We start from the raw sequence: 22,975 nt of genomic DNA, 5'->3' as shown, positions 1-22,975 counted from the left end.
GTTTCCTATGAATAAACGTCCTTTGTATTTCGACTACGCCGCCACCACGCCGGTGGATGAGCGGGTCATCCGGGTCATGGTCGAGTGTCTGGGCTTTGACGGCAACTTTGGCAACCCGGCTTCCAGTTCCCATGCCTTCGGCCAGGAGGCCCGGCGCTCGGTAGAGAGTGCCCGCCAGCAGGTGGTGCAACTGGTCGGGGCTCAGCCCGAACAGATTGTCTGGACGTCCGGCGCTACCGAATCCAACAACCTGGCCCTCAAAGGGGTAGCCCAGGCGCGCGGTGGTTCCACCGGCCATGTCATCACCAGTCTGATCGAACACAAGGCGATTCTCGACACGGCGCGCCAGCTCGAAGAGAGCGGCTTCGCGGTGACCTGGCTGGCGCCGGACGCCGAGGGCCTGATCAGCCCGCAAGCGGTTCGCGAGGCGTTGCGCGAAGACACGTTCCTGGTGTCGCTGATGCTGGTGAACAACGAGTTGGGCACCGTCAACGACGTCATCGCCATCGGCGAGATCGTTCGCGAGCACAGTGCGCTGTTTCATGTGGACGCAGCCCAGGGCGCCGGCAAGGTGCAGATCGACCTGTCTCGTTGGCCGGTGGACCTGATGTCTTTTTCCGCGCATAAGATCTACGGCCCCAAGGGCATCGGGGCGCTCTACGTTGGCGACCGTGCCCGGCCACGGCTGTCGGCACAGATTCACGGCGGAGGCCATGAAGGCGGTTTGCGCTCCGGGACCCTGGCGACCCACCAGATCGCAGCCATGGGCGCTGCGTTCGAACTCGCGGCCGAGGCATTCGACGAAGAGCTCGCTAAAATCGCCCGATTGCGCAATCGTTTGCTTGAGCCGCTGCTGGCCTTGCCCGGTGTGCGTATAAACGGCAGTGCGAGCCGCCGGATTCCCCACACGCTGAGCCTGACCTTCAACGAAGGTGAGTTCAACCCGGCGACGTTGGGCGCATCGATTGCATTTTCCGCGACCTCGGCCTGCAATTCGGCGCAGAACAGCCCGTCCCACGTGCTGCTGGCCTTGGGACACGATGCGCGTGCGGCCGGGCGGACCATTCGCTTGAGCCTGGGCCGCTTTACCACTGAACAGGATATCGACGAGGCGGTGCGGTTGATCCAGGCGGCGTGCGCGACTGCGCCGGCGTTCTGGGCCACTACCCCATAAGCCGTCTTCGGCATCGAACAACAATATCAATGAGCAGGAGAAGCAATGAGCACCGAGCCTATGCCCCATGGACTGGTTCCCCAGCGCCTGGCCCAAATCCGCCAACTGATGAGCCGAGAGGGCATTCATGCGCTGCTGGTGCCATCAGCCGACCCGCATCTGTCTGAATACTTGCCGGGCTATTGGCAGGGACGGCAATGGCTGTCGGGCTTCCACGGCTCGGTGGGTACCTTGATCGTGACCGGCAGTTTCGCTGGCGTCTGGGCCGATAGCCGTTATTGGGAGCAGGCCACCAAGGAGCTGGAGGGCAGTGGTATCGAGCTGGTCAAGCTCATTCCTGGCCAGCCCGGCCCCTTGGACTGGCTGGCCGAACAAACACCTGAGGGTGGGGTGGTCGCCGTTGACGGTGCGGTCATGGCCGTGGCATCGGCCCGCACCCTGGGTGGCAAGCTTGCGGAGCGCGGCGCGCGGTTGCGTACCGACATCGATCTGCTCCAGGAGGCCTGGAGCGATCGCCCTAGCTTGCCGGATCAGCCGGTCTACGCCCATTTACCACCCCAGGCGACCGTCAGCCGGGTCGAGAAACTCGCCAAGCTGCGCGAATCCCTCAAGGAACGAGGTGCCGACTGGCATTTCATCGCCACGCTGGATGACATCGCCTGGTTGTTCAACCTGCGCGGCGCGGATGTGTCGTTCAACCCCGTGTTCGTCTCCTTCGCCTTGATCAGCCAGCAACAGGCAACGCTGTTCGTAGCCCTGGACAAGGTTGACGCGGCACTGCGTGCCGTTCTTGAACAGGACGGCGTGACCCTGCGCGATTACAGCGAAGCCGCCGCCGCGTTGCGCGAAGTGCCGGACGGCGCGAGCTTGCAGATCGATCCGGCGCGGGTGACGGTCGGTTTGCTGGATAACCTGGGCAGCGGCGTGAAGCTGGTCGAAGGTCTCAATCCAACGACGCTGGCCAAGTCCCGCAAAAGCCTGGCCGACGCCGAGCACATCCGTCGGGCCATGGAGCAGGATGGCGCGGCGCTCTGTGAGTTCTTCGCCTGGCTGGAAGGGGCTTGGGGGCGCGAGCGCATCACCGAGTTGACCATCGACGAGCACCTGACCGCCGCCCGCACGCGCCGGCCGGACTTCGTCTCCCTGAGTTTCAACACCATCGCCGCCTTTAACGCCAACGGCGCGATGCCTCATTACCACGCCACGGAAGAAGCCCATGCGGTCATCGAAGGTGATGGCCTGTTGCTGATCGATTCCGGCGGCCAGTACTTGGGGGGCACTACTGACATCACTCGCATGGTGCCGGTCGGCACACCCACCACTGAGCAGAAACGTGATTGCACGCGCGTGCTCAAGGGCGTGATTGCCCTGTCCCGGGCCAAATTCCCGCGGGGTATTCTTTCGCCGTTGCTGGATGCCATCGCCCGCGCACCGATCTGGGCGGAGCAGGTGGATTACGGCCACGGCACAGGTCATGGCGTCGGCTATTTTCTCAATGTCCACGAAGGCCCGCAGGTGATTGCCTATCAAGCCGCTGCCGCGCCGCAAACGGCGATGCAGGCGGGCATGATCACCTCCATCGAACCGGGCACTTATCGCCCCGGTCGCTGGGGTGTGCGCATCGAGAACCTGGTGTTGAACCGTGACGCCGGAAGCAGCGAGTTCGGCGAGTTCCTTGAGTTCGAAACCCTGACCCTTTGTCCGATCGACACCCGCTGCCTGGAACCTTCGCTGCTGACCCAGGACGAAAAAGACTGGTTCAACGCCTACCACGCCGAGGTTCAGCGTCGCTTGAGCCCGTTGCTGGACGGTGACGCACTGCAATGGCTCAACACGCGAACGATAGCGATTTGAAGTAGAGGATCAGGCGAGGGCTTCACGGACGAAGTCCAACCGATCCTGGCCGAAGAACAACTCGTTGCCGACAAACATGCTCGGGGCGCCGAACACGCCCCGTGCGATGGCTTCTTCAGTGGTGATCTTGAGTGCTTGCTTGACCTGCTCGTCGTTCGTCAATGCCAGCACATAGTCGGCATCGAAACCGCCCTCGTTCAGGACCGCTGCGACAGTCGTCGGGTCGTTGAGGTTGCGGCCATCCACCCAAAAGGCGCGGAACAGACAATCGACGAAGGCCTCGAAGCGTTCAGGTTGGCACAACTGCATGCCAGTCACCGCGCGCATCAGCTGCAGCGTGTTGATGGGGAAGTGTGGATTGAACTTGAAGGCGACGCCGTAGCGTTTGGCGAAGCGATTCAGGTCCTTGAACAGGTAAGGGTTCTTGGCCGGCACTGTCGCCGGTGATGCATTGCCGGTTGCCTTGAAGACGCCGCCCAACAACATCGGACGATAGATCAACTGGCTGTTGGTCTGCGCGCACAGCGTCGGCAACTGGGTGTAGGCCAGGTAAGTGGTCGGGCTGCCGAGATCGAAGTAAAACTCCACCGATTTGCTCATGGGATCTGCTCTCTTGTTGTTGTGAGGGGAGGGGTTACCAGCGTTCGCTCCAGGGCCGCAGGTCCAGCTCGAAGGTCCAGGCGTCGCGGGGTTGGCTGTGCAGGTACCAATAATTGTTGGCGATGTGTTCAGGGTTCAGGATGCCGTCCTGATCCTTGGTGGCATATTTTTCCGGGAAATTATCGCGGATGAAGTCGGTGTCGATGGCGCCGTCCACCACCACGTGGGCCACGTGAATATTCAGCGGCCCCAGCTCACGGGCCATGCTCTGGGCCAGTGCCCGTATGCCATGTTTGGCGCCCGCGAATGCGGCGAACCCCGAAGCGCCGCGCAATCCCGCCGTTGCCCCGGTAAACAGAATCGTCCCGCGCTGGCGCTTGACCATGCGCTTGGCCACTTCCCGTGCATTGAGAAAGCCTGAGAAACAGGCCATTTCCCATATCTTGAAATACTTGCGCGCGGTTTCTTCGAGGATGCTGCAGGGGACGTTGGCGCCGATGTTGAACACAAAGGCTTCGATCGGGCCGATCTGGTTCTCGATTTGCTCGATGAGTGCGATCACGTCGTCTTCTTTACGCGCATCACAGGCAAACCCGTGGGCTTCGCCGCCTTGGGCACGAATTCCATCCACCAGGGGTTCGAGTTTGTCGGCGCTGCGGCGAGTAACACAGGCAACAAAACCTTCCTGTGCAAAGCGTCTGGCAATCGCGCCACCCGTGGCGTCGCCCGCGCCAACAACCAGTACGACTCTATTGTTATTCATGGTCAGCCTTATTGGTAAACGATCGTTAACTAAACGGACGTTATGCTAAGATCCGGCAAGCGTCAAGGTAAGCAATCAGGGGCAGGGCCATGCGATATTCAGCCAATCACAAAATGGAAACCCGCGAGAAACTGCTCGCCAGCAGTGCCGTCTCCGCCAAGAAGTCGGGTTTCTCCACGGTCGGTGTCGATGGCTTGATGAAAGCAATCGGGTTGAGCGGCGGCGCGTTTTATAGCCACTTCTCATCGAAGGATGAGCTCTTCAAGGCCATTGTCGAGCGGGAGTTGGCCCAAAGCCTGGATCGTCTGAGTGGCGACGGTGCCATGGACTCAATGAAGCTGGAGCGCTGCCTCAAGCAGTACTTGAGCATGAGCCATGTTGAGCAGCCCGATGCAGGGTGTGCGTTGCCAGTGCTGGGGGCCGAGATCGCGCGATCGGATGTCCAGGTGAGGGAGACGGCGCAAACGTGGATCTGTCGTTTGCACGAAAGCTGGGCGCGGATATTGGGAAGCGATAGTCTGGCCTGGGCCATCCTGTCTCAATGCGTGGGAGCATTGGTAGTTGCGCGGATGCTGGTCACGCCGCAGGTCCAGCGTGACGTCCTCAAGTCCAGTCATGAGGAGATTAGGCGCCGAATGGCCGAGCAAGGGCTCGACTGACGTGACCTATTTACAAATGACGATCATGCTGCGGCTGGTATAGCCAGCGGGATTGAGCCCGAAGGGATAGTCCCCGGGTTCCTCGACGACGTCGCCGGACTTGGCAATGACCTTGTAACCCTTGGGAGCACATGAATTGGCGGCGCTGGCGGCGCACTGATCCCAGGATGAGGATAGGCCGGAGCAGTTGATGTGCAGGCCTTTTTTACCGCGTTTGACTTCAGTTTTCGATGTTGCCGCACAGCCCGCTACTGCAAGTACGGCGATCAGTATCAAAATTCGTTTCATTCCTGTCCTTATAATCGTCGTGAATCTTGTGTCCACGTACGATTGTGTTCGCTCTTGCTTGAAGCGTTCATGACGTCCTGTATGAAAAATCCATGTTTGACATTGGGTTACCGGTCTAAACATGGCCTAAATGCGTGGCAAATACCAGACCTTCGTTAAATCCTGCTTCAATCTGCCGCGACGGCAGGCTTCGCAGTGTTGGCCATGGTCATCGTTGCGCCGACCGACGCGAGGATGATGCAGGTAATGGCTAACCATTGGGCCAAGGACAAGTACTCCTGCAGAAAGACCAGCCCCGACAGGGCCGCGACTGCCGGTTCGACGCTCATCAGCGTGCCGAAAGTGCGGGCTGGCATTCGGGTCAGGGAGATCATTTCCAGGGTGTAGGGCAGGGCCGTAGATAGAATGGCGACGCCGATGGCGATTGGAATCAGGCTCGGTGTGAGCAATGCGGCGCCCGCGTGCACGATACCAATCGGTGCGACGAACAGGGCGGCGATCATCACCCCCAGTGCGGCGGTTTGCACACCATTGTCCGCGCCAGCCTTCTGGCCAAACAGGATGTACAGCGCCCAGCAGAAACCTGCGCCCAGCGCATAGCCGGCTCCAAGCAGGTCGATACCGGCATTGGTCGCTCCGGTCGGTATAAGCAGAAGCAGGCCAACGACTGCCAGGGCGATCCAGAGAAAGTCGATTGCCCGGCGCGAGGCGTAAATGGCGACTGCCAGAGGCCCGGTGAACTCCAGTGCCACGGCAATGCCCAGTGGAACGGTACGAACCGACATATAGAAGAGAAAGTTCATGCCGCCCAGTGCCATTCCATAAACGATCACAGTGCGCAGGGATTGGGCGGTGAGCTTGGCGCGCCAGGGACGTAGCAATAACAGCATGATGAGGCTGGCAAAAATGAGTCGCAGCGTCGTTGTGCCCTGTGCGCCCACTACCGGGAACATGCTTTTGGCGAGGGAGGCTCCTGATTGGATTGAAGCCATGGCTATTAATAGCAGGGCAACCGGGTACAGGGTGGAGGCCAGGCTGCGATGTGGAGGGGGCGTCATTACGAAGTGTCGTCCAGAATAAAGGCGGGGGGCTGTTTTGAGCAGTATATTGCGCATATGCAGCGATTCCGTCTATATACCGGGCAGATTTAAGTGTCGTGTCGGGCTAAAGATAGAAAAATCAAATTAAGGGTTGACGGCAGATTCTGGAAGTCTATAATTCGCCCCACTTCCGGCGCAGTCGAAACGGAAAACTCCTTGAGATTCAATGAGTTAAGTAAGTTTCGAAGGTGTTGGGCTTCAGTTCATCGAAGCACGGAAGGAGCAGGTAGAGCGGTGTTGTTTGGCTCTATCAGCGGTTCGATCTTCTCGGTCGAAAGCGGTGAAAAAGAGGTGTTGACAGCAGCGAGTAACGCTGTAGAATTCGCCTCCCGCTAACGAGAGATCGGAAGCGCAAGTGGTTGAAGTTGCAAAGGAAACTTTGAAAACTTCTGAAAATAACCGCTTGACAGATACACGGGGCGCTGTAGAATGCGCGCCTCGGTTGAGACGAAAGGCTCAGCCAACCGCTCTTTAACAACTGAATCAAGCAATTCGTGTGGGTGCTTGTGGAGTCAGACTGCTAGTCAACAGATTATCAGCATCACAAGTTACTCCGCGAGAAATCAAAGATGTAACCAACGATTGCTGAGCCAAGTTTAGGGTTTTCTCAAAACCCAAAGATGTTTGAACTGAAGAGTTTGATCATGGCTCAGATTGAACGCTGGCGGCAGGCCTAACACATGCAAGTCGAGCGGTAGAGAGGTGCTTGCACCTCTTGAGAGCGGCGGACGGGTGAGTAATGCCTAGGAATCTGCCTGGTAGTGGGGGATAACGCTCGGAAACGGACGCTAATACCGCATACGTCCTACGGGAGAAAGCAGGGGACCTTCGGGCCTTGCGCTATCAGATGAGCCTAGGTCGGATTAGCTAGTTGGTGGGGTAATGGCTCACCAAGGCGACGATCCGTAACTGGTCTGAGAGGATGATCAGTCACACTGGAACTGAGACACGGTCCAGACTCCTACGGGAGGCAGCAGTGGGGAATATTGGACAATGGGCGAAAGCCTGATCCAGCCATGCCGCGTGTGTGAAGAAGGTCTTCGGATTGTAAAGCACTTTAAGTTGGGAGGAAGGGCATTAACCTAATACGTTAGTGTTTTGACGTTACCGACAGAATAAGCACCGGCTAACTCTGTGCCAGCAGCCGCGGTAATACAGAGGGTGCAAGCGTTAATCGGAATTACTGGGCGTAAAGCGCGCGTAGGTGGTTCGTTAAGTTGGATGTGAAATCCCCGGGCTCAACCTGGGAACTGCATTCAAAACTGTCGAGCTAGAGTATGGTAGAGGGTGGTGGAATTTCCTGTGTAGCGGTGAAATGCGTAGATATAGGAAGGAACACCAGTGGCGAAGGCGACCACCTGGACTGATACTGACACTGAGGTGCGAAAGCGTGGGGAGCAAACAGGATTAGATACCCTGGTAGTCCACGCCGTAAACGATGTCAACTAGCCGTTGGGAGCCTTGAGCTCTTAGTGGCGCAGCTAACGCATTAAGTTGACCGCCTGGGGAGTACGGCCGCAAGGTTAAAACTCAAATGAATTGACGGGGGCCCGCACAAGCGGTGGAGCATGTGGTTTAATTCGAAGCAACGCGAAGAACCTTACCAGGCCTTGACATCCAATGAACTTTCCAGAGATGGATTGGTGCCTTCGGGAACATTGAGACAGGTGCTGCATGGCTGTCGTCAGCTCGTGTCGTGAGATGTTGGGTTAAGTCCCGTAACGAGCGCAACCCTTGTCCTTAGTTACCAGCACGTAATGGTGGGCACTCTAAGGAGACTGCCGGTGACAAACCGGAGGAAGGTGGGGATGACGTCAAGTCATCATGGCCCTTACGGCCTGGGCTACACACGTGCTACAATGGTCGGTACAGAGGGTTGCCAAGCCGCGAGGTGGAGCTAATCCCACAAAACCGATCGTAGTCCGGATCGCAGTCTGCAACTCGACTGCGTGAAGTCGGAATCGCTAGTAATCGCGAATCAGAATGTCGCGGTGAATACGTTCCCGGGCCTTGTACACACCGCCCGTCACACCATGGGAGTGGGTTGCACCAGAAGTAGCTAGTCTAACCTTCGGGAGGACGGTTACCACGGTGTGATTCATGACTGGGGTGAAGTCGTAACAAGGTAGCCGTAGGGGAACCTGCGGCTGGATCACCTCCTTAATCGACGACCGCAGCTGCTTCATGAGCTCCCACACGAATTGCTTGATTCATTGAAGAAGACGATAGAAGCAGCTTTAAGCTCCAAGCTGATAGCTCATAGCTAACAGTTACAAGCTCGAAATTGGGTCTGTAGCTCAGTTGGTTAGAGCGCACCCCTGATAAGGGTGAGGTCGGCAGTTCGAATCTGCCCAGACCCACCAATTTTGTAATGGGGCCATAGCTCAGCTGGGAGAGCGCCTGCCTTGCACGCAGGAGGTCAGCGGTTCGATCCCGCTTGGCTCCACCATAAACTGCTTCTGAAAGCTTAGAAATGAGCATTCCATCAAAGTGATGGTGAATGTTGATTTCTAGTCTTTTGATTAGATCGTTCTTTAAAAATTTGGGTATGTGATAGAAAGATAGACTGAACGTTACTTTCACTGGTAACGGATCAGGCTAAGGTAAAATTTGTGAGTGGCTCTTAGAGCCAGATCGAATTTTCGGCGAATGTCGTCTTCACAGTATAACCAGATTGCTTGGGGTTATATGGTCAAGTGAAGAAGCGCATACGGTGGATGCCTTGGCAGTCAGAGGCGATGAAAGACGTGGTAGCCTGCGAAAAGCTTCGGGGAGTCGGCAAACAGACTTTGATCCGGAGATGTCTGAATGGGGGAACCCAGCCATCATAAGATGGTTATCTTGTACTGAATACATAGGTGCAAGAGGCGAACCAGGGGAACTGAAACATCTAAGTACCCTGAGGAAAAGAAATCAACCGAGATTCCCTTAGTAGTGGCGAGCGAACGGGGACTAGCCCTTAAGCTTCTTTGATTTTAGCGGAACGCTCTGGAAAGTGCGGCCATAGTGGGTGATAGCCCTGTACGCGAAAGGATCTTAGAAGTGAAATCGAGTAGGACGGAGCACGAGAAACTTTGTCTGAATATGGGGGGACCATCCTCCAAGGCTAAATACTACTGACTGACCGATAGTGAACTAGTACCGTGAGGGAAAGGCGAAAAGAACCCCGGAGAGGGGAGTGAAATAGATCCTGAAACCGTATGCGTACAAGCAGTGGGAGCCCACTTTGTTGGGTGACTGCGTACCTTTTGTATAATGGGTCAGCGACTTATTTTCAGTGGCGAGCTTAACCGAATAGGGGAGGCGTAGCGAAAGCGAGTCTTAATAGGGCGTCTAGTCGCTGGGAATAGACCCGAAACCGGGCGATCTATCCATGGGCAGGTTGAAGGTTGGGTAACACTAACTGGAGGACCGAACCGACTACCGTTGAAAAGTTAGCGGATGACCTGTGGATCGGAGTGAAAGGCTAATCAAGCTCGGAGATAGCTGGTTCTCCTCGAAAGCTATTTAGGTAGCGCCTCATGTATCACTGTAGGGGGTAGAGCACTGTTTCGGCTAGGGGGTCATCCCGACTTACCAAACCGATGCAAACTCCGAATACCTACAAGTGCCGAGCATGGGAGACACACGGCGGGTGCTAACGTCCGTCGTGAAAAGGGAAACAACCCAGACCGTCAGCTAAGGTCCCAAAGTTATGGTTAAGTGGGAAACGATGTGGGAAGGCTTAGACAGCTAGGAGGTTGGCTTAGAAGCAGCCACCCTTTAAAGAAAGCGTAATAGCTCACTAGTCGAGTCGGCCTGCGCGGAAGATGTAACGGGGCTCAAACCATACACCGAAGCTACGGGTATCACGCAAGTGATGCGGTAGAGGAGCGTTCTGTAAGCCTGTGAAGGTGAGTTGAGAAGCTTGCTGGAGGTATCAGAAGTGCGAATGCTGACATGAGTAACGACAATGGGTGTGAAAAACACCCACGCCGAAAGACCAAGGTTTCCTGCGCAACGTTAATCGACGCAGGGTTAGTCGGTCCCTAAGGCGAGGCTGAAAAGCGTAGTCGATGGAAAACAGGTTAATATTCCTGTACTTCTGGTTATTGCGATGGAGGGACGGAGAAGGCTAGGCCAGCTTGGCGTTGGTTGTCCAAGTTTAAGGTGGTAGGCTGGAATCTTAGGTAAATCCGGGATTCTAAGGCCGAGAGCTGATGACGAGTTACCCTTTGGGTGACGAAGTGGTTGATGCCATGCTTCCAAGAAAAGCTTCTAAGCTTCAGGTAACCAGGAACCGTACCCCAAACCGACACAGGTGGTTGGGTAGAGAATACCAAGGCGCTTGAGAGAACTCGGGTGAAGGAACTAGGCAAAATGGCACCGTAACTTCGGGAGAAGGTGCGCCGGTGAGGGTGAAGCACTTGCTGCGTAAGCCCACGCCGGTCGAAGATACCAGGCCGCTGCGACTGTTTATTAAAAACACAGCACTCTGCAAACACGAAAGTGGACGTATAGGGTGTGACGCCTGCCCGGTGCCGGAAGGTTAATTGATGGGGTTAGCTAACGCGAAGCTCTTGATCGAAGCCCCGGTAAACGGCGGCCGTAACTATAACGGTCCTAAGGTAGCGAAATTCCTTGTCGGGTAAGTTCCGACCTGCACGAATGGCGTAACGATGGCGGCGCTGTCTCCACCCGAGACTCAGTGAAATTGAAATCGCTGTGAAGATGCAGTGTATCCGCGGCTAGACGGAAAGACCCCGTGAACCTTTACTATAGCTTTGCACTGGACTTTGAATTTGCTTGTGTAGGATAGGTGGGAGGCTTTGAAGCGTGGACGCCAGTTCGCGTGGAGCCATCCTTGAAATACCACCCTGGCAACTTTGAGGTTCTAACTCAGGTCCGTTATCCGGATCGAGGACAGTGTATGGTGGGTAGTTTGACTGGGGCGGTCTCCTCCTAAAGAGTAACGGAGGAGTACGAAGGTGCGCTCAGACCGGTCGGAAATCGGTCGTAGAGTATAAAGGCAAAAGCGCGCTTGACTGCGAGACAGACACGTCGAGCAGGTACGAAAGTAGGTCTTAGTGATCCGGTGGTTCTGTATGGAAGGGCCATCGCTCAACGGATAAAAGGTACTCCGGGGATAACAGGCTGATACCGCCCAAGAGTTCATATCGACGGCGGTGTTTGGCACCTCGATGTCGGCTCATCACATCCTGGGGCTGAAGCCGGTCCCAAGGGTATGGCTGTTCGCCATTTAAAGTGGTACGCGAGCTGGGTTTAGAACGTCGTGAGACAGTTCGGTCCCTATCTGCCGTGGACGTTTGAGATTTGAGAGGGGCTGCTCCTAGTACGAGAGGACCGGAGTGGACGAACCTCTGGTGTTCCGGTTGTCACGCCAGTGGCATTGCCGGGTAGCTATGTTCGGGAAAGATAACCGCTGAAAGCATCTAAGCGGGAAACTTGCCTCAAGATGAGATCTCACTGGGACCTTGAGTCCCCTGAAGGGCCGTCGAAGACTACGACGTTGATAGGCAGGGTGTGTAAGCGCTGTGAGGCGTTGAGCTAACCTGTACTAATTGCCCGTGAGGCTTGACCATATAACACCCAAGCAATTTGTATCCTCCGAGCTGAAAAGCGAACGAGACCAGATTGCGGTGTGTGAAGACGAAACGAACCGAAAGTTCGAATCTCACAAAACACCAAAGCTATCACATACCCAATTTGCTGAAGCGAGGCCGACTGGCCGCGACTCAGTACCCGAATTTCTTGACGACCATAGAGCATTGGAACCACCTGATCCCATCCCGAACTCAGCAGTGAAACGATGCATCGCCGATGGTAGTGTGGGGTTTCCCCATGTGAGAGTAGGTCATCGTCAAGATTAAATTCCGAAACCCCTATCTGCTGATGCAGGTAGGGGTTTTGTTTTTGCCTGAAATAAAAATCGTTGGCCAAAAAAAGGATGACCTGTAGAGGTCATCCTTTTTTGCATCCGGCCCTTAAGCCTCGGGTACCGGGCAGCTCAGATCCCCTTCCTTGCACTTGAGATAGTTCTTGAATGCCTCGACCCGGGCCTTAGTCTGGGTGGTGATGCAGTTGCTGTAGATCAGCGGGTAGACGCTACCGCCCTCGACCCCGGAGGCGGAGAAATTGCATTCGGCGTCACGGAAGCCTATCCAGGCACGCTGCGCCTTGACCAGCATCTGCTGGGCCTCCGGATTGTCCTTCAGGCGTGCCGTGATCTGCTTGTACAAGCTGTTCAGCTCGTTGTCGGCGGCCTTGTTTTCTTTGGCTGCGCATTGGTTCATTTCGCCTTGAGTGGTGGCGTCGGCACAGTCGTCGGCCTGAGCAGCGGTGACGAAAAGCAGCGGCATCAGGGCCAGAAGCAAGCGCGGGGACATGTTTGGTCTCTCCTTGAGGGGGGTGAAAACGCCGGGTGAGTTTACATCGCTCCATAGAGTTTTAGAGAAGGTGATCCTGATACAACTTTCTGGTTGGCCTTGTGGTCTTACAAGCCTACTGTTGAAACACAGGAGGTGACTCATGCATTCATCCGACCGCATTGAAAGAAAGATCCTGCTCAAGGCTCCGCGCTCTCATGTCTGGCGAGCCCTGGCCAATGCCGAAGCTTTCGGCCAATGGTTCGGTGTCGCCCTTGAGGGGAAACGGTTTGTGGCAGGGGAGCGTACCCAGGGGCAAATCACTTATCCAGGTTACGAGCATCTCATCTGGGACGTAGCCGTGGAGCGGGTGGAGCCTGAGCGGGTGTTCTCGTTTCGCTGGCATCCTTACGCTGTCGAGCCGCAGGTGGATTACTCTCAAGAGTCCGAAACCCGGGTGCTATTCGAACTCGAAGACATGGATGGCGGTACCTTGCTCAAAGTCGTGGAGTCGGGTTTCAACAACATTCCCGAGGCTCGCCGGCTCAAGGCTTTTCGCATGGACAGCCGTGGCTGGGACGAGCAAATGGCCAATATTGAAGCCTTCCTGAGCAAGTCTTGATCGAGGACTGCTGAGGGGCTAAGGGTTTTCGGAGGGGAGCGGTATAGCGAATGTCTTACACGAGATGGTAGCTATGTCGTCTATTTCGTTTTGGATCCGAGGCGTAATCTGGACTCATCCACTGAAGCACAGGAAGTGCTCAGGATCAGGGACGATCGACCTTGCAAGGAAAGCTATCGACAGGGAGTCGTAATGGTCTTGGAAAAACCCGCTTCGGCGGGTTTTTTTTCGCCCGCAAAAAATCCGGGAAGGTCCTATAGCGAAACGCTTACACGCCGTTGCTGCTTTCTCGTCTTTTTCCAAGATACCGATGGGCCTAATCTATGTTCATCCACTGGGTACAGGGAGTGCTCGGGGTCATGGATGATTGGACCAGGCATGGAATGCCGGACAGGGAGTCAAATTGGTCCTCAAAAAACCCGCCTAGGCGGGTTTTTTTTCGTCTGTGAAAAAGTAGCCTGATCATGCCAACTGCCGGGTCATGGTGCGGTCGGAACCATCGGCAGCGAGAGCCTGGCCCCCAGGCGTCCGGTCCGCGCCATCGGCAGCGAGGGTCTGGCCCCCAGGCGTCCGATCCGCACCATCAGCGGCCACAGGCTGCTGGTAATCGCTAGCCTGGGTAAAGAAGTGGTCCTGCTGCTGGCTCGGCAAGGCAAACGCACTGGCGCTCAGGGCGAAGGTGGTAACGGCGATCAAGGTGTTGAGCGTTTTCATGGTAAAGACTCCGGTCATATCAAGGGTTGAGTGCCGGGTCGTTCAGATGTCGTGATCTGCTGAACCCGTTGCAGCGGCGATGGTTGTCTTGCTGCATGGGTTCAGATTAGGGGCGAGGCGGGGGCGGGCGTTAGACGGATACTGCCCTGGTTTTGCCTGATCCTGTTTGTGTGCAGGATCAGGCGCTACTGGCTTGCAGCGCCTGGGCGCGCAAACGAGCGATATCCTTGCTCGGGGAGGCGCCAAATAGACGGCTGTATTCACGGCTGAACTGCGAAGGGCTTTCATACCCCATCTTGTAGCCAATTGACGAAACGTCGCTGTTCTCCGCCAACAGCAACCGTCGGGCTTCCTGTAAGCGCAGTTGTTTCTGATATTGCAGCGGGCTCATGGCGGTCACGGCTTTGAAGCGGTGATGCAGCGCCGAAGGGCTGAGATTGATCATTTGTGCCAGGCTGTCGATGCTAAACGGTTCGGCGTAATGGGTATTGAGCCACTCGATGGCACGGCTGATGCGATGGGTCTGGGTGTCAGGAATGGCGATTTCGTGCAAGCGCTGGCCTTGGGCGCCACGCAGCAGTCGGTAGAAAATCTCCTGTTGGGCCAAAGGCGCGAGGGTGGCGATATCGTCCGGACTGTCCAACAGTCGCAGCAAGCGCAACACCGCGTCGAGCAATGGCGCATCGATACGGTCCAGGAACAACCCGCGTCCGGTTCTTTCGGCCGGCACGCCGATAGGGCAGGCGTCGGCCATCAGGCGGCAGATCTGTGCCGGGTCGATGTCGAGGCGGATACACAAGTAGGGGCGTTCAGGACTGGCTTCAATCACCTGGCCGGCCAGCGGCAGGGTCACCGAGACGACCAGGTAATTGAGCGGGTCATACACGTAGCATTCGTCCGCCAGGCGCACTTCCTTGCGCCCCTCGATAATCACGCATAAACCAGGCTTGTGCACGGTGTGCAGGGCTTCGGTCGGCTGGTCGCTACGGATCAGGTGCAAGGCCTCGATGGCCGTAGGGTGGACGCCATATTCCGGCGCAAAGCGCTTCATCAGGCTCGCTAATTCGGTGCGGCGCTGGCTGACGCCGTCGTCTGGCGCGATGTGGATGGACGTGGATACCGACATGCCGATCAATCTCCCAGGCCAAATTGAGTGGACCGCGCTAGTAAAGCCGATTGCACGGCTGTCGGCCAGAGTCGGTTTTATCGCCACAGGATCGTGCAAGTGCGCAGGAGGATCCGGCTAACCCCGGCCTCGGTCGGTTCCCTAATCTGGACCTGTCAAAACGCTCCCACCGGGGCCAACACATCCAGACGAGGAAACCATCATGTCCGATATTAAAAACAAAGTAGTGGTCATCACCGGCGCCAGCAGCGGGATTGGTGAAGCGGCGGCGCGGTTGCTCGCGGCTCGCGGTGCCCGTGTCGTGCTTGGCGCCCGGCGCATCGATCGTTTGCAAACGCTGGTGCAGGAACTCGAAACCGCCGGCCAGCAAGCTGTCTGCAAAGCGGTGGACGTGACCCGCCGCGACGATGTCCAGCACCTGATCGACTTTGCTGTCGAGCGGTTCGGTCGGGTCGACGTGATCATCAACAATGCCGGGGTCATGCCGCTCTCCAAGCTCGAGGCGCTGAAAGTCGAGGAGTGGGACCGCATGATCGACGTCAACATCCGTGGCGTGCTCCACGGCATCGCCGCCGGCTTGCCGCTGATGCAGCGCCAGCGCAGCGGCCAGTTCATCAACATCGCGTCCATCGGCGCCTACGCCGTCAGCCCGACTGCCGCCGTGTATTGCGCCACCAAGTTTGCCGTGCGGGCGATTTCCGAGGGCTTGCGCCAGGAAGTCGGGGGAGATGTGCGCGTGACGGTGATTTCCCCTGGCGTGACCGAATCGGAACTGGCCGAGAGCATTTCCGATGAAGGTGGACGTGCCGAAATGCGCGAGTTCCGCAGGATCTCCATTCCGGCCGAAGCCATCGCCCGGGCGATCGCCTACGCCATCGAACAACCGGCGGATGTGGACGTCAGCGAACTGATCGTGCGCCCCACCGCCAGCCCGTTTTGAACCGCGTTTTACCTGACAGGAGATGTCCCATGAGAAAGGCCTTTGGAGACCAGGACAAATTTGTCGGCCTGTGGGTGACGGCTGATGGCGTGATTCGCCATCGGCTGCTGCCGGGCGGACGCTATGACGAAGCGCGGGGTTTGCGTGAGAGTGCGTACCAGGGCGACTACTGGTTGCAGGACGACCATATCGAATACCACGACGACACCGGTTTCACCGCCGATGGGGATTTTCGTGAGGGGGTGCTGTATCACGCGGGGATGGTGTTGTATTGCCAGGAAGGGTGATGAATCCACGGTTGGCTGGGTGGGAGCAAGGCTTGCCCGCGATAGAGGCGATGCGGTCTTTTAGAAATCGAGGCGCCTGTTTCGCGAGCAAGCTTTGCTCCCACAGCACAGCACAGTCATGCCTGGTTGGGACTTAGCGTTACACCAGTTCCAACCGCGCCGCAGCACGTTGGGCAATCTGCGAGCGGACCCGGAACGATTCTGCGGTACGCCGGTGGGCTTCTTCCAGGACGCGCGTTGGTGCAGTGTCCGGGCTGCCGGCGTTGAACGGTGGGGCAGGGGCGTATTCGAGCTGCAGCTGGACCAGTTCGGCGGTGTCCTGGTCGAACAGTTCGGCGGCCAGGGTCAGGGCAAAATCGATCCCGGCCGTGATGCCGCCACCGGTGAGCAGGTTGCCATCGCGGACTACGCGATCCTTGACCGGTGTCGCGCCCAGGGTTTGCAGCAGGCTGTGATAGGCCCAATGGGTGGTGGCGCGCTTGCCTTGCAACAGGCCCGCCGCACCCAGCACCAGCGAACCGGTGCACACGGACGTGATGTATTTCGCCTCGGCGGCCTGCCGCTTGATGAAGGCCAGCGTCTGCTCGTCTTCCATCAGAGGCCCGACGCCGGTCCCGCCGGGGACGCAGATCACGTCGAGCTTCGGGCAGTCCTCGAACGTGGTGGTGGGCAACAACACCAGCCCGGTGCTGGCAGTGACCGGCGCCAGGTCCTTCCAGATCAGGTGGACCTTCACGTCTGGCAACGAGGCCAGTACGTCATAAGGGCCGGTCAGGTCCAACTGCTGGACTTGGGGGAATAACAGCAAACCGATCTGCAGCGTCATGTCGCGTGCTCCTTTGGATGATGCCTGAGGGGTGGACGGTTTTACTTTAGATCCGTAGGCTCTGGCGTATACGCCAATAAACCCACGAATCACGCCAATATGCCCAACCCACCGAAAACCGTTCATGTACTGGCCTTCGCCAACGTGCAAGTGCTGGATGTCACCGGGCCTTTGCAAGTGTTTGCCTCGGCCAACGACCTGGCTCGCCAGCAAGGCCTGCCGTTGCCCTACACGCCCACGGTCATCGCTGTGGGGGGCGGGGCGGTAATGTCCTCGGCAGGGTTGGCGCTGTTAGCCGAGCCGCTGCCGAGCGAAGGCAGCGACACGCTGTTGATCGCCGGTGGCTGGGGCGTGTACGAAGCGGCGAAGGATCCGGCGCTGGTGGCCTGGGTCAAAGAGCACGGCCTGCGTTCGCGAAGGGTGGCGTCGGTGTGCACCGGGGCGTTCCTGCTGGCCGCCAGCGGTTGGCTGGACGGGCGGCGCGTGGTGACGCACTGGACCCGCTGCGAACAACTGGCCGAGCAGCATCCGCAATTGCGGGTCGAACCCAACCCGATTTTCATCAACGATGGCCCGGTCTGGACCTCGGCCGGGGTCACGGCCGGCATCGACCTGGCCTTGGCGCTGGTGGAGGAGGACCTGGGCCGCGCGGTGGCGCTGGAGGTCGCCCGGCACCTGGTGGTGTTCCTCAAGCGTCCCGGCGGGCAATCGCAGTTCAGCGTGACGTTGTCGCTGCAAAAGCAAGGCAGTCGGTTTGATGACCTGCATGCCTGGATCGCCGAAAACCTCACCCGTGACCTGGGCCTGTCGAGCCTGGCCGCCGAGGTCGGCATGAGCGAACGCAGCTTTGTGCGGCACTACCGCGCCGACACCGGCCAGACTCCGGCGCGGGCGGTGGAGTTGATTCGCCTGGAAACCGCTCGCCGCTTGTTGTCCGACACCGCTGTGTCGATCAAGCGGGTGGCGGTGCAGTGTGGCTTCGGCAGTGAGGAAACCTTGCGCCGCAGCTTTTTGCGGGCCATGGGGGTGACGCCACAGGCCTATCGCGAGCGGTTCGCCGTCAGCCCTCAAGTAGATCCAGCAATGCCTTGAGCGTGGCCTCGGGGGCTTCCTGTGGGATGTTGTGGCCGACACCGGCCAGCACGCGGCGCTCATAAAAACCTGTGAAGTGTTCGGCGTCTTCATCGTGTTCCGGCGCTGGCCCCACGCCGTCGTCGGCACCGCACAGGGAAAAGCTCGGCACGCTGATGGCCGGTTGTGCCGCCAGCCGTTCCTCCATCCACTCCAGCGTCGGGTCGCCCGGTGCGTACATGAAGCGATGACGGTAGGAGTGGATCACCACGTCGACGAAGTCCGGGTTGTCGAACGACGCAGCACTGAGGGGATACAGTTCGGCGCCACGTTTCCAGGTCGGTGACCACAGGCGCCAGAGCAATTCACACAGTTCACGTCGGTTCCGGGTCAGGCCCTCGACACCCCGCGCCGTGTGGAAATAGTACTGGTACCACAGGCGATGTTCGGTTTCCGGGTCCAGCGGCTGCTTGGAACGTGGGATGTTCTGCAGGTTGTAGCCGTCGCCAGTCACCAGGCAGCGAACGCGCTCGGGCCACAGCGCCGCGACGATACACGCCGCCCGACCGCCCCAGTCGTAGCCGCACAGCGCCGCCTGGGGGATGGAGAGTACGTGCATCAGGTCCAGCAGGTCCTGGGCCAGTGCCGCTTGCTGGCCAGAGCGCAAGATGGCCGGGTTGTTGAACCGGGTCGGGCCGTAGCCGCGCAGGTAGGGCACGATGACCCAGTATCCACGCTCGGCCAGGGCGGGCGCGACTTCATCGAAAGCCCTGGGATCGTAAGGAAAACCGTGCAGCAGGATGATGGGTTCGCCGCTGGCGGGACCGTGTTCTTCGTAGGCGATGCGTAACAGCGGCGTCACGGCGAAGTTGACCTTGGGATCGAGGTTCATGTTGGCCTCCGGCATTGCCCGATTGCGATCAGGCGGGTTCCTGGTTCACGTATTTGGCCCGATCCGGCGTAAACGTCACGATCATGTTCGTGCTGGAACAGGTGAGGGTGCGCTCCTGGGTCAGGTCGATGTCCAGGTCTTCACCGCGCAGGCCCTGCCATTGGGCGAGGTACTTGAGGCAGCCGAATTTTTCGTTTTTCTTCAGGCTGCGGCTGACGCCACCTTTCCAGCCCAGCACAGGCAATTCACCGGCCAGGCAGCGTTGCGCCAGTTCGGGAAACTTCACCCCGCGGTCGCGGCCGATTTCCCAGCATTTGATCAGGCCCCGGTCCTGGCCCTCCCAGAGGTCTTCGCGGGTCAGGCCTGTTCGGGGTGGGGTGGTGATGGGGCGTTTGATATGGGTCATGTCAGATCCTTGAGTCGGGTTTTTATCGGGCAGCTCCGCTGCACCCGTGAGAGCATCGATCTTAGGAGGGGTTTGGGGGGCTGGCAACTTCTTAACGGGGCGTGGTGATAAATGGGGCCGTAGGAGTTGTGTAGGAGCTGTCGAGTGCAACGAGGCTGCGATCTTTCCCCAGCCCCTTGAGTCTCAAGTGAAAGATCAAAAGATCGCAGCCTTCGGCAGCTCCTACAGGGGGCAGCCCAGCGGGATAAATTCCCTCATCACACTGGTGCGGCATGTTGCGCTGGGGATTCAGCAGTTGATCGAGCTGGCCAAGTTGTTGGCCAATCGTGCGCTGGATGACCTCGAACTGGCTGAGTCGACACAATAGCCAGTACACCATGATCGTTCCCACGCTCTGCGTGGGAATGCATCCCGTGACGCTCTGCGTCACCCTCCAGAGCGGAACGCGGAGCGTCCCTGGCGGCGTTTCCACGCGGGAGCGTGGGAACGATCACAAACCCAGCGGGAGCAAGCTCCCTCGCCACAGGGACTGTGCTCAGTCTGAAGGGCAGCCCGGTTCACGGCTGCCAATGAGTTTTCTCCCCGCTCAACTTGCGATCCAGGAAGCTCGCCGCGCTGATCAGCGCCAGGTGGGTCAGGGCTTGGGGAGTGTTGCCCAGGTGGTAGCCGTGGCTGTCGAATTCTTCGGCGTAGAGTCCCAGCGGGTTGGCGTAGCGCAGCAGTTGTTCGAACTCCAGCTGGGCTTTTTCCACGCGGCCGGCGCGGGCCAGGCATTCGACGTACCAGAATGAGCAGGCCGCGAATGAGCCTTCGATGCCGCTGAGGCCGTCGATGGGGCTGTCGTCGTTGCGGTAGCGATAGACCATGCCGTCGCGCACCAGGTCTTTTTCGATGGCGTCGAGCGTCGAGAGCCAGCGCGGGTCGCGGGCGCTGACGAAGCGCACCAGCGGCATCAACAGCATCGAGCCGTCCAGGGCGGTGCTGCCCAGGCGCTGGATAAAGTGCTGGTGTTCGTCGTTCCAGAAATTTGTCCAGATGTCTTGGTAGATGGCCTGGCGCGTTTCGTCCCAGCGGGCGAACGGGGCGGGCAGGGAGCGTTTTTCGGCCAGGCGGATGGCGCGATCCACGGCGACCCAGCACATCAGCCGCGAATGCAGGAAATGCTGTTTGTCGCCGCGCATTTCCCAGATACCCACATCCTTGTCCTGCCAGACCTTGCACACTTGGTCGACTACGTCGACGGTGTGTTTCCAGCCTTGATGGGAGATGGCTTCGCCGTATTTGTTGACCAGGTACACCGCGTCCATCAGCTCGCCGAAAATGTCCAACTGTACCTGTTTGTAGGCCAGGTTGCCGATGCGTACCGGTCGGGCGTTGCCGAAGCCGCTCAGGTGCGGCAACTCGGTTTCCGGTAGTTCCAGTCTGCCGTCCAGGCCGTAGAGGATGTTGAGTTTGATCGGTTGATCACAGCAGTCACTGACCCGCCCACGGAGCCAGCGCATGTAGGCGTTGGCTTCTTCGACGAAGCCCAGGCGCATGAACGCGTAGACGGTGAAGGAGGCGTCGCGGATCCAGGTATAGCGATAATCCCAGTTGCGTTCGCCGCCGCGGGTTTCCGGCAGGCCGAAAGTGGCGGCGGCGAGGATGGCGCCGTGTTTGCGCGAGGTCAGCAGCTTCAGCGCCAGGGCCGAACGGTTGACCGTTTCCCGCCAGCGTCCCCGGTAGGTGGACTGAGCGATCCAGCCGCGCCAGAACGCCAGGGTGCGTTCCAGGCAGATCGCGCTGACATCGTCCTGAAGGCGCGGATCGTCAATGCCACCCAGCAGGAACTCGGCGCTCTGGCCCTGCGTCAGGGTGAACTCGGCCACCGCCGCATTGCCGTCCAGCGTCATGGGCTGATCGGAGCATAAGCGCAGGCTCGGTTGTCCCGGCGCCTCGAAACAGATGTGGGCAGCGTCCTGGCGCGCCGTGGTGGCGGCCCGGGCGTAGTCATGCCGCACGGCGCAGCGCATGCGAAACGTCGCGCTGCCGACGGTCATGCGCACCTTGCGCATCAGCACCGGTAAATCATCCTCGCTGTCACCGATGGGCAGCAGGTCGGTGACTTCCACCACGGCGCCGTCGCTCAGCCAGCGGGTTTGCAGCACGTTGGTGTCGGGCAGGTAGATCTGCTGGCGGCGGGCATTCGGCAGGTCTGGCGCGAGTTGGAAAATCCCCGCCTCCGGCGTATCCAGCAGCGAACAAAAGATTGATGGGCTGTCGAATTCCGGCCAGCAGAAAAAATCGACGCTGCCTCGGTCGTTGATCAGCGCGGCGCTGCGCATGTCGCCGATGATGCCGTGGTTCTCGATGGGGCTTTGCGGTTCGTCATGATCAGCCATTGCCGCGAAACCCCGGATAAAGGCTCATCCCGCCATCGATGAACAGCGTGGTGCCCACCACATAATCGGACAAGTCCGAGGCCAGCCAGACCACCGCGTTGGCGACGTCCTCCACATCGCCGACGCGACCGTAAGGAATCAGCTCCAGCAGTTTCTGTCCCTGCTCGCCCTCGGTGGCATCCTGGTTGATGGCCGTGCGGATGGCGCCGGGGGCGATGCTGTTGATGCGGATGCGCTGGTGGCTGGTTTCCTGGGCCAGACTCTGCATCAGCAGATCGACCCCGCCCTTGGACGCAGCGTAATTGGCGTGGCCCGCCCAGGGAATGCGCTGGTGCACCGAACTCATGTGAATGATCTTGCCAGCGGCCTGGGACACGCCCCGGCGAATGCCCTGGCGGGTGAAAATTCGCAGCGCGGCGCGAGCACAGAGGAACTGGCCGGTGAGGTTGGTGCCGATCACGGTGTTCCAGTCTTCCAGGGTCATGTCGACGGTGGCGGCGTCTTTTTGCAGGCCGGAGTTGGCGACCAGGATGTCCAGCGCGCCAAACGCTTCGAGGGTCTGGGCGAACAGCCGTTCGACGTCCGGCTCCTTCGACACATCGGCCCCGACGGCGATGGCGCGGCCGCCGGTGGCGTTGATTTCACGGGCCAGCGCTTCGGCCGGGCCGGCGCTGGAGTGGTAGTTGAGTACCACCGCGGCACCCGCATCTGCCAACGCCCTGGCCGCGCCTGCGCCAATGCCGGAGCTGGCGCCGGTGACCAGGGCAACCTGTCGGGCGAGGGATATCTGCATGGTCTAGCACCTTGAATTGAGGGCCTTACCTGCTGACTGGCGTGAGGCGTGCAGAGTTCATTTGGGTGAAGCGGTCTTCATATTCCAGATTCAAACACAAACCTGTGGCAAGGG

At 58.7% G+C, this 22,975-nt stretch carries 20 protein-coding genes, 2 tRNA genes and 3 rRNA genes; 13 read left to right on the top strand and 12 right to left on the bottom strand.

All coding sequences use genetic code 11. The annotated features are described in order from the left end of the window. Window positions 1-7: 7 nt before the first annotated feature. Window positions 8-1,174 (top strand): aminotransferase class V-fold PLP-dependent enzyme, encoded by a 1,167-nt coding sequence (locus tag KI235_RS21045; RefSeq protein ID WP_053163061.1) that lies wholly within the window; start codon window positions 8-10, stop codon window positions 1,172-1,174. A 45-nt stretch (window positions 1,175-1,219) separates the two neighbouring features. Next, window positions 1,220-3,028, top strand: coding sequence for an aminopeptidase P family protein (locus tag KI235_RS21040; protein WP_003204026.1), 1,809 nt, complete (start codon window positions 1,220-1,222; stop codon window positions 3,026-3,028). A gap of 9 nt (window positions 3,029-3,037) precedes the next feature. Here the strand turns inward: KI235_RS21040 and KI235_RS21035 are convergent, their stop codons facing one another. Together KI235_RS21035 and KI235_RS21030 are read right to left on the bottom strand one after the other, a co-directional pair. Further along, the gene (locus tag KI235_RS21035; protein WP_038858913.1) at window positions 3,038-3,628 is read right to left on the bottom strand and encodes a 2-hydroxychromene-2-carboxylate isomerase; all 591 of its coding nucleotides are present in this window, start codon (window positions 3,626-3,628) and stop codon (window positions 3,038-3,040) included. A gap of 34 nt (window positions 3,629-3,662) precedes the next feature. Continuing rightward, complete coding sequence (locus tag KI235_RS21030) at window positions 3,663-4,391, bottom strand: SDR family oxidoreductase (protein ID WP_038858914.1); 729 nt, start codon at window positions 4,389-4,391, stop codon at window positions 3,663-3,665. Window positions 4,392-4,480: 89 nt separating this feature from the next. On the opposite strand from KI235_RS21030, the gene KI235_RS21025 reads away from it, so the two are divergent. Then, a complete protein-coding gene (locus tag KI235_RS21025) occupies window positions 4,481-5,050 on the top strand; it encodes a TetR/AcrR family transcriptional regulator (protein ID WP_003204020.1) in 570 nt (189 codons plus the stop codon). Window positions 5,051-5,056: 6 nt separating this feature from the next. Here KI235_RS21025 and KI235_RS21020 read toward each other — a convergent pair whose 3' ends face one another. Both KI235_RS21020 and rhtA read right to left on the bottom strand, forming a co-directional pair. Further along, window positions 5,057-5,338, bottom strand: coding sequence for a hypothetical protein (locus tag KI235_RS21020; protein ID WP_003204018.1), 282 nt, complete (start codon window positions 5,336-5,338; stop codon window positions 5,057-5,059). Between the two features lie 167 nt (window positions 5,339-5,505). After that, window positions 5,506-6,396, bottom strand: coding sequence for a threonine/homoserine exporter RhtA (gene rhtA / locus KI235_RS21015; RefSeq protein WP_003204016.1), 891 nt, complete (start codon window positions 6,394-6,396; stop codon window positions 5,506-5,508). A 668-nt stretch (window positions 6,397-7,064) separates the two neighbouring features. On the opposite strand from rhtA, the gene KI235_RS21010 reads away from it, so the two are divergent. The 5 genes from KI235_RS21010 (at window position 7,065) to rrf (ending at window position 12,304) form a co-directional block, all read left to right on the top strand. Further along, window positions 7,065-8,601: ribosomal RNA gene (locus KI235_RS21010) — 16S ribosomal RNA — on the top strand. Between the two features lie 123 nt (window positions 8,602-8,724). Beyond that, window positions 8,725-8,801 (top strand) — tRNA-Ile (locus tag KI235_RS21005). Between the two features lie 10 nt (window positions 8,802-8,811). Then, window positions 8,812-8,887, top strand: a tRNA-Ala gene (locus tag KI235_RS21000). Between the two features lie 241 nt (window positions 8,888-9,128). Then, window positions 9,129-12,020: ribosomal RNA gene (locus KI235_RS20995) — 23S ribosomal RNA — on the top strand. A gap of 168 nt (window positions 12,021-12,188) precedes the next feature. Then, window positions 12,189-12,304 (top strand): 5S ribosomal RNA (gene rrf / locus KI235_RS20990). The 16S, 23S and 5S rRNA genes sit together here with 2 tRNA genes alongside, the layout of an rRNA operon. A 118-nt stretch (window positions 12,305-12,422) precedes the next feature. Here the strand turns inward: rrf and KI235_RS20985 are convergent. Further along, window positions 12,423-12,824: a lysozyme inhibitor LprI family protein gene (locus KI235_RS20985; protein ID WP_212795285.1), complete on the bottom strand. Its 402-nt coding sequence runs from the start codon at window positions 12,822-12,824 to the stop codon at window positions 12,423-12,425. A 142-nt stretch (window positions 12,825-12,966) separates the two neighbouring features. Between KI235_RS20985 and KI235_RS20980 the strand changes: the two genes are divergently transcribed. Further along, the gene (locus KI235_RS20980) at window positions 12,967-13,425 is read left to right on the top strand and encodes an SRPBCC family protein (RefSeq protein ID WP_003204010.1); all 459 of its coding nucleotides are present in this window, start codon (window positions 12,967-12,969) and stop codon (window positions 13,423-13,425) included. 462 nt (window positions 13,426-13,887) lie between these two features. Here the strand turns inward: KI235_RS20980 and KI235_RS20975 are convergent, their stop codons facing one another. Both KI235_RS20975 and KI235_RS20970 read right to left on the bottom strand, forming a co-directional pair. Continuing rightward, window positions 13,888-14,139: a hypothetical protein gene (locus KI235_RS20975; protein WP_212795284.1), complete on the bottom strand. Its 252-nt coding sequence runs from the start codon at window positions 14,137-14,139 to the stop codon at window positions 13,888-13,890. Window positions 14,140-14,317: 178 nt separating this feature from the next. Beyond that, window positions 14,318-15,265 (bottom strand): AraC family transcriptional regulator, encoded by a 948-nt coding sequence (locus KI235_RS20970; protein ID WP_003204001.1) that lies wholly within the window; start codon window positions 15,263-15,265, stop codon window positions 14,318-14,320. Window positions 15,266-15,467: 202 nt separating this feature from the next. On the opposite strand from KI235_RS20970, the gene KI235_RS20965 reads away from it, so the two are divergent. Continuing rightward, the gene (locus KI235_RS20965; protein WP_003203999.1) at window positions 15,468-16,205 is read left to right on the top strand and encodes an SDR family oxidoreductase; all 738 of its coding nucleotides are present in this window, start codon (window positions 15,468-15,470) and stop codon (window positions 16,203-16,205) included. Between the two features lie 29 nt (window positions 16,206-16,234). Beyond that, window positions 16,235-16,492, top strand: coding sequence for an Atu4866 domain-containing protein (locus KI235_RS20960; RefSeq protein ID WP_003203997.1), 258 nt, complete (start codon window positions 16,235-16,237; stop codon window positions 16,490-16,492). Between the two features lie 139 nt (window positions 16,493-16,631). Here the strand turns inward: KI235_RS20960 and inhA are convergent, their stop codons facing one another. Continuing rightward, window positions 16,632-17,318: an isonitrile hydratase gene (gene inhA / locus KI235_RS20955; protein ID WP_003203995.1), complete on the bottom strand. Its 687-nt coding sequence runs from the start codon at window positions 17,316-17,318 to the stop codon at window positions 16,632-16,634. Between the two features lie 99 nt (window positions 17,319-17,417). Between inhA and KI235_RS20950 the strand changes: the two genes are divergently transcribed. Continuing rightward, the gene (locus KI235_RS20950; RefSeq protein WP_003203993.1) at window positions 17,418-18,410 is read left to right on the top strand and encodes a GlxA family transcriptional regulator; all 993 of its coding nucleotides are present in this window, start codon (window positions 17,418-17,420) and stop codon (window positions 18,408-18,410) included. Here the strand turns inward: KI235_RS20950 and KI235_RS20945 are convergent. Then, window positions 18,379-19,281 (bottom strand): alpha/beta hydrolase, encoded by a 903-nt coding sequence (locus KI235_RS20945; protein ID WP_003203991.1) that lies wholly within the window; start codon window positions 19,279-19,281, stop codon window positions 18,379-18,381. The two genes, KI235_RS20950 and KI235_RS20945, sit on opposite strands and share 32 nt — an antisense overlap. A 28-nt stretch (window positions 19,282-19,309) precedes the next feature. Continuing rightward, window positions 19,310-19,687 carry a hypothetical protein gene (locus KI235_RS20940; RefSeq protein ID WP_013693946.1) on the bottom strand — a complete coding sequence of 126 codons (378 nt, stop codon included), beginning with the start codon at window positions 19,685-19,687 and terminating at the stop codon, window positions 19,310-19,312. Window positions 19,688-19,874: 187 nt separating this feature from the next. On the opposite strand from KI235_RS20940, the gene KI235_RS20935 reads away from it, so the two are divergent. Then, window positions 19,875-20,054, top strand: coding sequence for a hypothetical protein (locus KI235_RS20935; RefSeq protein ID WP_032833168.1), 180 nt, complete (start codon window positions 19,875-19,877; stop codon window positions 20,052-20,054). Window positions 20,055-20,244: 190 nt separating this feature from the next. Here the strand turns inward: KI235_RS20935 and KI235_RS20930 are convergent, their stop codons facing one another. Together KI235_RS20930 and KI235_RS20925 are read right to left on the bottom strand one after the other, a co-directional pair. Next, on the bottom strand, window positions 20,245-22,068 hold the full coding sequence (locus tag KI235_RS20930; protein ID WP_212795283.1) for a glycoside hydrolase family 15 protein: 1,824 nt from the start codon (window positions 22,066-22,068) through the stop codon (window positions 20,245-20,247). After that, complete coding sequence (locus KI235_RS20925) at window positions 22,061-22,861, bottom strand: SDR family oxidoreductase (RefSeq protein WP_013693944.1); 801 nt, start codon at window positions 22,859-22,861, stop codon at window positions 22,061-22,063. The genes KI235_RS20930 and KI235_RS20925 overlap by 8 nt, the downstream gene beginning before the upstream one ends. Window positions 22,862-22,975 lie beyond the last annotated feature (114 nt).

The sequence above is a fragment of the Pseudomonas sp. St386 genome (assembly GCF_018325865.1).
GTDB classification, from domain to species: Bacteria; Pseudomonadota; Gammaproteobacteria; order Pseudomonadales; family Pseudomonadaceae; genus Aquipseudomonas; species Aquipseudomonas brassicacearum.
The sequence above is the reverse complement of the archived record's forward strand: the minus strand, read 5'-3'. Positions and strand labels throughout refer to the sequence as shown.